We start from the raw sequence: 11,033 nt of genomic DNA, 5'->3' as shown, positions 1-11,033 counted from the left end.
CTTGGCTCATAAGTTCATTGTACTTCATCAAAGCGCATTCCTCCCGACACTGACCCTACGGGTACAGTGCGGGGCTCCTGCGATTTCTAGCTGAAGAGCGATCTGCACGCCCGGTAAGAAGTCAGCAAGCTGCCCTGAGGGATCCCCTTATTCAGGATCCACCAGGGATCCCATGAACAACACGGTTTGGGCCGCTGGGTTGCCGCCGGATCCGGAGGCCACAATGGCAAACCAGAAGGGCCGATCTGCCACAAATTGAAATGGCTCTTGCCGGTCGACAGCAGTCCGGGAGACGATCACCCCAGTAGCGGCTGCCGCCTCGGATCCCTCTTCGTTCACTTCAATTGCTGCTTTGTGCAGGACTTTGCTGATCCGCGCTGGCTCTGGGGTCATCTGGCTGAAATCGGCTCGGTTGGAAAAGGCAGTCCCCAGGCCCAACTGTTGTAGAACTGAAGTGAGATCCGTTTCATAAGCCAATTCAAATCTCGGGATCCGCACCGAACCTGCACGGGGGTGCAGGGATCCCGTCCATTCTTGCCAAGTTTCCGGGCTCAGCTCTGCCCGCAGCGATTCCAGCTTCACTCCCTTCTTGGGCAGCAGGATCAGCATTTCCAGTTCTCCTTCCCCGTAGGGCAGGCTCACCACCTGCAACTGCTCGGTTTCCAGGTAGTCGTAACGACCTGATTGAACCATCATGGGTACTCGGACGCGGCGGCCATCCAACCGAGTAAAGGGCTGAGTTTGGGTGCGCTCCGGATCGAAGGGCTGAGTCCACTCGCCTTTGAAGTAGATGGCATTGAGCAAAACCATCAAATCCTCGCGGCTGAGGCGATCCACAATGCGGTTGATCTTGCCCTGGGTGCGCTCGGCCACCCAGCCGTTGATCTGGTTCACCGTTTGCCGGGATCCCAAATTCACCCGATTCACCACCGCTTGGTAGTAGGTGGCCAAAGCCTGCAAAAACTGGGGCTGTAAGGTGAGGGTTTGATCCACCCAGAGGCCGTTGGCCATTTGCACCTGGACTGGCCCTCCTGCCGGGGATCCCTCCGCCAGCCAGCCCACCATTTGGGCATTGCTCCAGTTCAACTCATTGAGGGAAAGGTCCTGTGCCTCCAGCACCTCGGCCATTGCCGTTTGAGTCTCCCCAGAGGCGCCGTTGTAGAGCATGCTCAGGGCCAGGCGGATGCTCAAGGGGGAGAAAAAGAGGTTCTCTTGGGGCTGCTGACGGAGCAGGTGATCAAACAGTTTCAGCGCAAAGCGGCTTTGGGCTTGTTGGGCCACGGTCTTTTCCCCATACCCTTCCCCATAGGTCACCGTTGGCTCAAAGGGAATCCGCACCGGGGTTTCCTGTGAACGGGATCCCATCCCGTGAGTGGGCCAGAGGCTCAGGAGCCCCAGGCCAAGCAGAGCCAGAAGCGGGATCCGGCTCACCGAGGATCTATTGAATCTATTGAAATTGAAATTGAAAGGGTCTTTCATACGGCTCTCCTGGCAGGGTGGGGAACGATAAAGTCTATGGCTATGCTATCGGGTCGGTTGTGGGCTGCCCTTGCCCAGAGCCGCCATTCCGGCTGCGCTCAAGGGGGAAAAGCACAGGCCGCTTCCGGCAAGCAAGAATTGGCAAGGCTCTCCCAGGGGGGAACTTCCTGCGTCTGGCTGGTCAAGTCGCAGCAGCAGCGTCTGGCGCGATAGGATGAAGCCTGCACAGGAGAGCGCCACATGGTTCTGTTCACGATACACGTTCCAAAAGGGTGCAGAGTCGCCTTGGGCCTGGCTCTACTGCTCCTGGGATCCGGCTTGGGGTGTACTGCTGCCCCGGAGAGATCTCCCGCCTCCCAAACTCAGGTGGCGGAAGCCCTCTCCCCATCCCCCCCGGCAATAGGGCAGCCCCAGCAACTGCCGGTTGAAGCGGAAGTCACCCTTGCCGGCCAACGCTTTGAGTTAGAGGTGGCCCGCACGCCTGAGCAGCAGCGCTTGGGCCTGATGTTTCGCACCGACTTGCCGCCGGATCGGGGCATGTGGTTTCCCTTTGATCCGCCCCAGCCGGCTTCTTTTTGGATGTTCAACACTCTGATTAACCTGGACATCATTTTCCTTCACCAAGGCAAGGTGGTGTACATTGCCGCCGATGTGCCCGGCTGCCCCGCCCGACCCTGCCCCACCTATGGGCCGCCTCCTTCCCAGTTGGTGGACGGTGTGCTGGAGTTCCGCGGCGGGACGGCTGCTGCTTTGGGTTTGGCCGTTGGAGATCCGGTTGAGATCCGAGAGCTTCAGCCCGCAGCCCCTTGATCTCTCCCTCCCTTGGGGACAAGGAAGACGGGCTCGCAGATGATCTTTTGAAGAATTTTTGCGATGATTTTTGAGAGTCGCCAACTGAGTCCATAAAAGAGGCGACCGCGAGCTCAGGATTGGTTTGGCCACCGCAAGCGAGTCTATGGATGTCAGCAGCGTAAGTCATTGGATAGGGGTGGGGGCTGTCGCCCTAGCCTCCATCCTTTGGGCTGAGATCGTGCGGGATGTGCGCCATTGGCTGGCCCACCGGTGGCCCTGGCTGATGCCCAAACACATCCTGCACCACCGCCTGTTCCGCCCCGACCTTAGCGTGGTGGATGCACAGCTGTACCGAGAATCCCAGTGGCACCACGACGTTCCCGAAGCGGCAACGATGATCCTGGCCGGGATCCCTTGGGTGGTGGTATTGGGCCAGGGATCCTGGCTGTACGGCCTGGCGGCAGCGGTGGGGGTGGTCTACTCGGCCAGTTTCTGGGTGGCTGGTATGCTGCGGGGTTGGGGGCTGGCCCTGCAGACGGATATCACCCACCAGCCGGGGCCTTTCCCCGTTCCTCCCAGCCAATGGCATGTCAACCGCGCCTACCACTGGCGGCACCACTTCGACGATACCAACGCCTATTTTTGCGGCACCCTGACTCTCGTAGATCGGCTCATGGGCACCAGTCTCTCCTTGAAAGGCAAGCGAGTAGCCGTCACCGGCGCCTCCGGCACCCTGGGCCGGGCCTTGCTCAAGCATTTTCACCAGCAGGGGGCCAAAGTCATCGCCCTCAGCTCCCATTCGGATTCGGTTCACATCGAAGTGGACGGCCAGATCCAGCCGGTGGAGACCGTTCGCTGGCAGGTGGGGCAAGAGGGATCCCTGGCAGAGCTGCTGGAGCGGGTGGATATCTTGGTGCTCAACCACGGCTTCAATGTTCATGGGGATCGGGATCCCGAGGCCATTCGCCAGTCTTACGCCGTCAATACCTTCTCCAGTTGGCGCCTGATGGAGCTATTCTTCCAAACGGTTCGCAGCAACCCCGAAATGGCCACCAAAGAGGTGTGGGTCAACACTTCCGAAGCTGAGGTCAGCCCTGCTTTCAGTCCCCTCTATGAACTCTCGAAGCGGGCTTTGGGAGACCTGGTTACCCTGCGCCGTCTGGATGCCCCCTGTGTGGTGCGCAAGCTTATCCTCGGCCCCTTCAAGAGCCAGCTCAATCCCATCGGGGTCATGTCAGGAGATTGGGTGGCCGCTCAGATCCTGGCTCAAGCCAAACGAGATTGCCGCAACATCATCGTCACCATCAACCCCCTCACCTACCTGCTTTTCCCCCTGAAAGAGCTGGCCGTGAGCACCTATTTCCGCCTGTTTAGCCGTCGGTCTCCAAGGACTCCGTCCCGCGAGCGCGAACAGACAGGGATCCCTGCCCCCAACCCAGATGCTGCAGGTGAGGCGAAGTCCCGCGAGTTCCCTTTGGTTTAGAAGGGATCGGATCCCAACTCGTCCCATAGCTCTATGGCATTGGGCGCAAAAGTGGAGTAAGACAAGAGCAGGTTCCTTGGCGTCAGCAGGGTGGGATCCCTTGCGCCAATACGAACTTTTGGGGAGCGAGAGCGCCCCTTGGCTTGGCGGAACACAGCAGCTCGATCCCCGGTGAGCGTTGGGTGTGAGGAGTAGGAGTGAGCGTGAACATGGTGCGACGGTGGGTGGGCGCAGTACTCTGCGTGGTGGGTGGATCGTTGATGTCGGGGCTTTTGTCCGGCTGTGCCATCCCGATGCCTTCGGCATCTGCGGGAGTTTCTGAAGTCCAAGTGCGCTTGGTGCATGTGGCCCCCAATGCCCCTCGGATCGACTTGGAAGTGGGAGGGGTGAGAGCTGCTCAGGGCATAGCCTATGGCTCGGTGAGCGAGTACGTGCGCATACCGGCGGGCGAGTACGACATTGTTTTGTTTTCAACGCCTGAGAACCCTGGCCAGCCTGCGAGTTCTTTGGTTGCGGCCAGAACCGTAGCCAATCTCAGGGGCGGGGGAGTATTCTCGGTGGTTGCTGCCAACGAGCCGAATCGCATGACGGCCCTGGTGCTGGAAGACAACATCCATCCGCCCTTTGATCAAGCCCTGGTGCGGTTTGTCCACGCTGCCCCTGATGCGCCGGCCCTGCAATGGCAAGGGGAGCAAGGGCGGGTACTGCTGCCCCAGTTGGCGTTTGGACAAGTATCCACCTTTCAAGCTATGCGCCCCGGCTTTACCCAAATTCAAGTGGCCATAGCCCCTTCAGCCTCCGCGCCAGGTGTGCAGTCGGCTCCCAGCCGGAGCATTCCCCTGCAGCGGTTTGACCTGCAGCTGGAGGCGGGGAAAGTCTATACCCTCTATGTAGCGGGATTGTTGCGCAGCAATCCGGCCCTAAGCCTGGTGCTGGCAGAGGAAACTCGAGCTCGCAGGCTCCTATAGCCAAGGTGTTTCGGTCTCTCTTCTCCTTACACTGAGTTAAGGAATACCTCAGGGTGGGGGCAGATAGGGAATATGCTCTGTGGTGGAGCAGGCCAATGCCGTTGGCGTTCTCCGCTGCCAATATGATCTTACAAGGATCTCAGAATCCTAACATGCGGTGCGAAGCACTAGGGGATGCAGCCTGTGGATGCTTTGTTTCAAGTTGTGGTGCTGAATCAAACCCCAGATCCAGAACGGGTCATCTACCAGGCAATGCACCAGGATTACAGCCCTGATTTTGTCACCTCAGAAAGCCGGATCCCGGAAAAGCATGGAGAGGCCGTGGTGCGGCATTTGCTGGAGGGCAACCGTGGCCACTATGGGCCTCTAGAGCATCCTCAGATCACGTTTGGGGTGGGCTATTTTCCCCACGCCGTCATGCAACAGGCCCGTACTCATCGGGTGGGAATTTCTTTTGATGTTCAATCCTTCCGATATACAGGCCAGCAAATTGCCGATTTGGGCAAAAAGCTCTTGTTCGCGTCAGCGGTGCGGAGCACAACCGAGACTGCTGCTCCTGTTGGCGAGACCGGCTGCGGTTGCGTCAGCGATCGCGTCAGCGGGCCGGAGGCCTATCGCGTCAGCGGGCCGGAGGCCTATCGCGTCAGCGGTGCGGAGCACATTGCGGAGCACAGTGGCGGGACGGAGTCCTCCTTGTCTTTGCAAGAGCTGGAAACTTTGTTTTACGTTCCTGCCAGCGTCAAGGAGGGCAAAGCCAAAACCCGCCAAGGCTTTAGGCCCATCTCCCCCGCAGCTTTGGATATCATTCTTGCGCAATATCGCAGCCAGGCCATCGCTTATTATCGCCTGGTAGAAGAGTGCGGATTGCCCTATGAAGATGCTCGCAACATCATTGGCTACGGGATCCGACAACACTTCGTGGTCTCTTTCAATTGCCGTAGTCTAATGCATTTTTTGGATTTACGAGCCAAAGAAGATGCTCAACGAGAAATTCAACATCTGTGTGAACTGATTTGGCCCCACTTTGAAGCGTGGTGTCCCCACGTGGCGGCCTGGTATCGTAAGCATCGCTGGGGAAAGGCTCGATTATCCCCCTAAACTTAGTTTAGATAGATATGCTCTGCTAACCCCTTCTGCGGCTAATCCTGTTTTTGATCTTTTGTTGGGTTACGGGTATGGATCCCGAAGCTTATGAGCAAATGGCAGGCTTGGAAGACCGGCATTGGTGGTTTTTGGGTCGCCGTCACATTCTGAGTCGGGTTATTGGATCCCTGTCGCTTCCCCCCTCTGCTTATATTTTGGAAGCTGGCTGCGGTAGCGGCGGCAACCTGGAGATGTTGTCCAGATTTGGCAAAGTTTGGGCTATGGAAAAGAGTGAAATTGCACTGCCGCTGGCCCAAGCTCGCGGTATTGGGATCGTGGCAGAGGGGGAGTTGCCAAACCGGATCCCCTTTGGTTCTCAACGATTTGATTTGATTGCTTTGCTGGATGTGCTGGAGCATCTGGAGAATGACAAAGAAGCTCTCCTAGCCCTCAGTCAAAGGTTAACCCCATCTGGCTGCTTAGTTGTAACTGTTCCGGCTTATCCGTGGCTGTGGAGTTTACATGATGAGCTTAATCATCACAAGAGACGATATACCCGCGGGCAACTTTTGTCGTTGCTTAAAAGCTCAGGTCTAGAAGTTTATACCCTTGTTTTCTTCAACAGTTTTCTTTTCCCAATCATTTCAGGGATCCGCATAATGCAGAAAGTGCTTCGCCTGAGGGAAAGCCAAGATCTGAAAATGCCGCCGCTTTGGCTCAATCGACTGCTGACGGGTATTTTTGCTGCAGAAGCCTATCTGATACCTAAGTTTTCTCTGCCCTTTGGTGTATCTCTGCTGGCAGTAGCCGGCCCGGCAACGAAATCGTAGTATCCTGTCATCATTGCTGTTCTCAGACTGTACTTTGATCATTGCTTAAACTCTCATGTTTCGACATCCAATGTCTGCAATTCTGGTAGTTTCTACAACAGCCTTTTCCGACGGTACTTAACCCACTCAACAGGGATTTTTATCTCTTGCATGATGAGGATCCCAATTACTTAAAGAACTTATTTTGTGTCAGCAGCATGAAGTCATTTGAAGCTGGGAAGGGCCGTCAATAGAATTATCTGGTGAGGGCTACCCATTCAAGTTTTGGTCAACACTGATCTTGTCCAATAGCCTCAGATGCACAATCTTTTCTGTAAGATTGTCAACAGTCTTGATGCCGAAGGAGATAACCCTTGGCCGAACGCGGCTATAAAACTCGTCTGGATCTGCATCGTTTGTGGGTGCCCTTGGCCTGTTTTGGCGATGGCCTTTGTATTTGGTTGGCCTTTGGGGCGGGCTACTGGCTGCGCAGCTTGCGTCCTCATCAGCTCTTGCCTTGGGATGTCTACGCGGCCTTGGGATTGTTGACCGCCCTCAGTTATTGGGGCATTCAGGCGGGCTTAGGCGGATACGGTGAGTCGAAGCGCTTGTCTCGCTTTGAAGAATGGGCCAGTTTGCTGGTGGGGTTGGGATTGACGTTTGGTTTGGTGCTGGCAGGGGCCTTTTTCGTTCGCTCGGTCTCTTTGTCGCGGCTGGTGGTGGGCTACGCCGGCTTGTTGGCTCTGCTGAGTTTGACTTTGGTACGGGTGGGGTTGCGGCTGGGCATGGGCTGGTTGTGCTCTAGGGGCTACGGTCGGCGGCAGGTCATCTGGGTGGGATCCTGGTCGGTGTTGGCGGAAGTGTTGGAGCGATTGCAGCGATCCCCGCAGTTGGGCTTCCAGGTAGTCGCCTGGGCAGGCGTAGAGCAAGGCTCTTTTGAGGAAGATCCCCCATCTCAAAATGGGGATCCCTGTCAAGATTCATATCCAGTACTAAACACCGCCCGCCCTACCTCTGGCGGGGTTGAGTCTGCCGACAGGACTCTGTCCGGCTCATCCCGAGGAACCCTCTCCTGCTTGTGCAGTCAGCTTGAGCCTTCCTGGTCGGCTCTTGGGCGTCTGGATCTGGTCCATTTGATTGCCTATCTGCAAGCCCACCCAGAAGTGCAGGAGGTGTGGTTTGGGCAACCGGAGCTGGCAACTGCTCCTCTGTTGCTCAGTTTGCAAACATTGTCGGTGCAGGTGCGCTTGGTGCCGGATATCTTAAGTTTTTTAACGGTGAACTTCAGCCTGCAGTCTCTCGACGGGATCCCGCTGCTAACTCTGCGTCAGCCCCCTTTGCGCTACGCCCACAACCGGTTCCTCAAGCGAGCTGTAGACATCCTAGGAGCTTCCCTGGGCCTGATCTTGCTTAGCCCTCTGTTTTTGATTATTGCCCTGCTGGTAGCCTGCAGCAGTCCTGGCCCCATTCTGTATTGGCAAGAGCGGGTGAGCTTGGACGGGCGTCGCTTTTGGATTGCCAAGTTCCGCACCATGCGAGTGGATGCTGAGGCAGCCGGCCAGCCGGGCTGGACGCGCCCCGGGGATCCGCGCCGAACCAAGATAGGAGCCTTTTTGCGCCGCACCAACCTGGACGAGCTGCCCCAACTGTGGAACGTCCTGAAAGGGGAAATGAGCCTAGTGGGCCCCCGCCCAGAGCGGCCCTACTTTGTCGAGCAGTTTAGCCAGGAGATCCCCAAGTATCCGGATCGGCATTTGGTGAAAAGCGGCCTGACTGGCTGGGCCCAGATCCACGGCCTACGGGGGGATACCAGCATTGCCCGCCGCACCCAGTATGATCTCTATTACGTGCAAAACTGGTCGCTGTGGCTGGATCTGCGCATCTTGGCCATCACCTTCTGGCAAGGGATCCGCGGACGGCTGGCCGGATACTAGGGGTTAGCGTATGCCATTCTCCCCCCAAGAGCTGCTCTACGAGGGCAAGGCCAAGCGCATCTACCGCACTGCCGATCCCAGGGTTTATCTTTGCCAATACAAAGACGACGCCACGGCCTTCAACGCCCAAAAGCGGGGATCCATCGCCGGCAAGGGAGAGGTGAATTGCACCGTCTCCAGCCATGTGTTTGCCTACCTGGCGCAGCAAGGGATCCCCAACCATTTCTTGGCCCAAACCGGCCCCACCGAGATGCAGGTGCGAGCCTTGCACATCCTGCCTTTGGAAGTGGTGGTGCGCAACCGCACAGCGGGTAGCCTCTGCCGACGGCTGGGCCTGGAGCAGGGCCTTCCCATCGAGCCGCCGCTGGTGGAGTTCTATTACAAAAACGATGCCTTGGGGGATCCCTTGGTGACCCCAGATCACATCCGCCTATTGCAGTTGGCCACGCCGGAGCAGGTGGAGCGCTTGGGATCCCTGGCTTTGGCCATCAACAACCATCTGCAGGCTTTCTGGCGAAGCTGCCGCCTAGAGTTGGTGGACTTTAAGCTGGAGTTTGGCCTGGACGAGAAGGGAGAGATCCTGCTAGCCGACGAGATTAGCCCCGATACCTGCCGTCTTTGGGATCGGGGGGGATCTGAGCCGCGGGTGCTGGATAAAGATCTCTTTCGCTTTGATCTGGGGGATCCAGTAGCTGGCTACCAGGAGGTGTTGCAGCGGGTGCTTCAGGCAGTGGGATCCCAATTCCTTCTCTCCTAGAGGGAGAGGAGCCAGGGGTGAGGGACTATAATCGCCTCAGCGATCCCACTCCTTTAACGCCCGAGCCTCCTTTCGCTTGTCGGGATCCCGCCATGACCTCTCCCCGCCCCCCCTACCCCGGCGAGCGTTTCCGCCGCCAACTGGCCAACCTGCTGGATGCCTGGGTGGAGCAGGAGTTGATTGAACCTGAGCAGCGGGATCGGCTGCGGGCGTATTACCAACTGGAGAGTTTGCAACGCTCAGCCGGCGGGCGATTTGCCCTGGTGCTGCTGCTGTTTGGCGCAGTTCTGGTGGGCCTAGGGGTGATCTCCTTTGTGGCGGCCAACTGGGCTGCCATTCCCCGCTGGGCCAGAGCCTGGGGGTGCTTGGCCCTCATGGTAGGGCTGCAGGTGGCTGGCTTCCAGGTTTGGCAGCAGGGATCCCAGCGTCTGGGTAGCGCCCTGCTGATAGCCGGTGAACTGACCCTGGGAGCCTGTATTGGCCTGATGGCCCAGTGGGTTCAGCTTGGCGGATCCGCGGCAGGCTTGTTTTGGGCCTGGGGGATGGGCAGTTTGGCTATGGCCTACGGCTTGCGTCACAGCCCCAGTGGTGTACTGGCCTGCCTTCTGCTGGGCTTGGGGATGGTAGCCGACTTCGTGGATTGGGGGACTGTCAACTTCCTCTATCCTTGGTTGACCCTGGGCCTGCTGGTTCCTCTGGCCTATTGGTGTTGCTCTCGCTGGGTTTTTGCCCTGGCCGTGGTGAACTTTGGCCTGGCGTTGCAAGGGCTGGCCGAGCGTTTGGGCAGCTCTTTCCAAGGTTTAACCCTTTTGCATCTGCTTGGTGTTGCAGTTGTGTGGGGGTTGGGTCTGTGGCACCAACGCCATAAGCCTTGGCTAAGCCGGGTTTTAACTGAAGGAAGGGATCCAGAGCTTCCCGGCGAGCTGGAGCAAGGCTTGGATTTGGCCCCGACAGCCCAGAACTTGGCTCTGCTGGGGTTGGGTGTCCTGCTCTATGTCTGGAGCTTTGTCGGGACGTGGGTCGATCTTTCCGAGGATCCCCTCTGGAACGTTGGGGATCCCTGGGCGAGCTTGTCGGCAGTGGGGTTGCTGCTGCTGGCGGGCTGGGGCTGGTGGCAGGGTTGGCAGGAGAAGGGATCCCAGCCCGTTTCGTCTTGGCTGAAGGATGCTGCTGTTCTGATTTCTCTGGTTGCCTTGGCGCTTTTGCTGGGGATCGGCAGCGCTGTGCCTTTGAACGTGACGGCAGGAGCAGCCTTGGTCCTCTTTGCCCCCTGGATAGTGACCTTGCTGTTGCTGGGGCTGTCAGCAGTGCTCTGCTGGGAAGGGCTACAGCAAGGGCGGCGGGGGCGCTTCTGGCAGGGACTGTTGGGGCTAACCCTGGTGGTGCTGACCCGCTTTTTCGAGTACCCAACCGGCCTGTTGGCCAAGTCGGCGGTGTTGGTGGCCTGTGGGATCGGGGTAATCTGGCTGGGGCTGAAATTTGAGCGGCGGATTTTCTCCCGTCTCTAATTCTTGCCCTTCTAGGAAGCCAAGCCCCGCTACATGATCAAGCAAAGGAAAAAGCTGGAATTGAGCTGGAATTCACAAGAATTTACAAAGTTTAAGGAACCTGCTTGTATTCCCCAATGTCTTTGCTAGGTCGTGTTGATCTTATGTTAGGATAGAGAGAATGATTTATAGAGGAAAGAGGATGAAGTTGGTTTTTTTAGATGAAAACAAATGGCAGAAG

General features: G+C 57.6%; 10 protein-coding genes. 9 read left to right on the top strand and 1 reads right to left on the bottom strand.

What is annotated here, in order from left to right; genetic code table 11:
- Positions 1-147 precede the first annotated feature (147 nt).
- Entirely contained in the window at positions 148-1,431 is a 1,284-nt protein-coding gene (locus ACVWXZ_RS13770) for a serpin family protein (protein ID WP_457482648.1), read from the bottom strand.
- A gap of 84 nt (positions 1,432-1,515) precedes the next feature.
- On the opposite strand from ACVWXZ_RS13770, the gene ACVWXZ_RS13765 reads away from it, so the two are divergent.
- From ACVWXZ_RS13765 to ACVWXZ_RS13725, 9 genes are all read left to right on the top strand, one after another.
- Positions 1,516-1,692, top strand: a complete 177-nt coding sequence (locus ACVWXZ_RS13765) for a hypothetical protein (RefSeq protein ID WP_414389705.1) — start codon at positions 1,516-1,518, stop codon at positions 1,690-1,692.
- Positions 1,693-1,764: 72 nt separating this feature from the next.
- Entirely contained in the window at positions 1,765-2,289 is a 525-nt protein-coding gene (locus ACVWXZ_RS13760) for a DUF192 domain-containing protein (protein ID WP_457403992.1), read from the top strand.
- A gap of 145 nt (positions 2,290-2,434) precedes the next feature.
- The gene (locus ACVWXZ_RS13755; RefSeq protein ID WP_457404011.1) at positions 2,435-3,754 is read left to right on the top strand and encodes a bifunctional sterol desaturase/short chain dehydrogenase; all 1,320 of its coding nucleotides are present in this window, start codon (positions 2,435-2,437) and stop codon (positions 3,752-3,754) included.
- A gap of 209 nt (positions 3,755-3,963) precedes the next feature.
- The gene (locus ACVWXZ_RS13750) at positions 3,964-4,722 is read left to right on the top strand and encodes a DUF4397 domain-containing protein (RefSeq protein ID WP_457403993.1); all 759 of its coding nucleotides are present in this window, start codon (positions 3,964-3,966) and stop codon (positions 4,720-4,722) included.
- A gap of 174 nt (positions 4,723-4,896) precedes the next feature.
- Positions 4,897-5,820, top strand: coding sequence for an FAD-dependent thymidylate synthase (locus ACVWXZ_RS13745; RefSeq protein WP_457441943.1), 924 nt, complete (start codon positions 4,897-4,899; stop codon positions 5,818-5,820).
- A gap of 77 nt (positions 5,821-5,897) precedes the next feature.
- Positions 5,898-6,635 carry a class I SAM-dependent methyltransferase gene (locus ACVWXZ_RS13740; protein ID WP_457403995.1) on the top strand — a complete coding sequence of 246 codons (738 nt, stop codon included), beginning with the start codon at positions 5,898-5,900 and terminating at the stop codon, positions 6,633-6,635.
- Between the two features lie 353 nt (positions 6,636-6,988).
- Positions 6,989-8,548: a sugar transferase gene (locus tag ACVWXZ_RS13735; protein WP_457403996.1), complete on the top strand. Its 1,560-nt coding sequence runs from the start codon at positions 6,989-6,991 to the stop codon at positions 8,546-8,548.
- Between the two features lie 10 nt (positions 8,549-8,558).
- Positions 8,559-9,305, top strand: a complete 747-nt coding sequence (gene purC / locus ACVWXZ_RS13730; RefSeq protein ID WP_414344193.1) for a phosphoribosylaminoimidazolesuccinocarboxamide synthase — start codon at positions 8,559-8,561, stop codon at positions 9,303-9,305.
- Between the two features lie 17 nt (positions 9,306-9,322).
- Positions 9,323-10,813 (top strand): DUF2157 domain-containing protein, encoded by a 1,491-nt coding sequence (locus ACVWXZ_RS13725; protein WP_457482647.1) that lies wholly within the window; start codon positions 9,323-9,325, stop codon positions 10,811-10,813.
- Positions 10,814-11,033: the final 220 nt, after the last annotated feature.

The sequence above is a fragment of the Thermostichus sp. MS-CIW-38 genome (assembly GCF_054058415.1).
This window is presented reverse-complemented; position numbering and strand designations above follow the sequence as displayed.

Coding starts and splice junctions, on each gene's coding strand:
- ACVWXZ_RS13750 (WP_457403993.1), top strand. CDS start 3,964: ATGGTGCGACGGTGGGTGGGCGCAGTACTCTGCGTGGTGGGTGGATCG.
- purC (WP_414344193.1), top strand. CDS start 8,559: ATGCCATTCTCCCCCCAAGAGCTGCTCTACGAGGGCAAGGCCAAGCGC.
- ACVWXZ_RS13755 (WP_457404011.1), top strand. CDS start 2,435: ATGGATGTCAGCAGCGTAAGTCATTGGATAGGGGTGGGGGCTGTCGCC.
- ACVWXZ_RS13745 (WP_457441943.1), top strand. CDS start 4,897: ATGCAGCCTGTGGATGCTTTGTTTCAAGTTGTGGTGCTGAATCAAACC.
- ACVWXZ_RS13765 (WP_414389705.1), top strand. CDS start 1,516: ATGGCTATGCTATCGGGTCGGTTGTGGGCTGCCCTTGCCCAGAGCCGC.
- ACVWXZ_RS13740 (WP_457403995.1), top strand. CDS start 5,898: ATGGATCCCGAAGCTTATGAGCAAATGGCAGGCTTGGAAGACCGGCAT.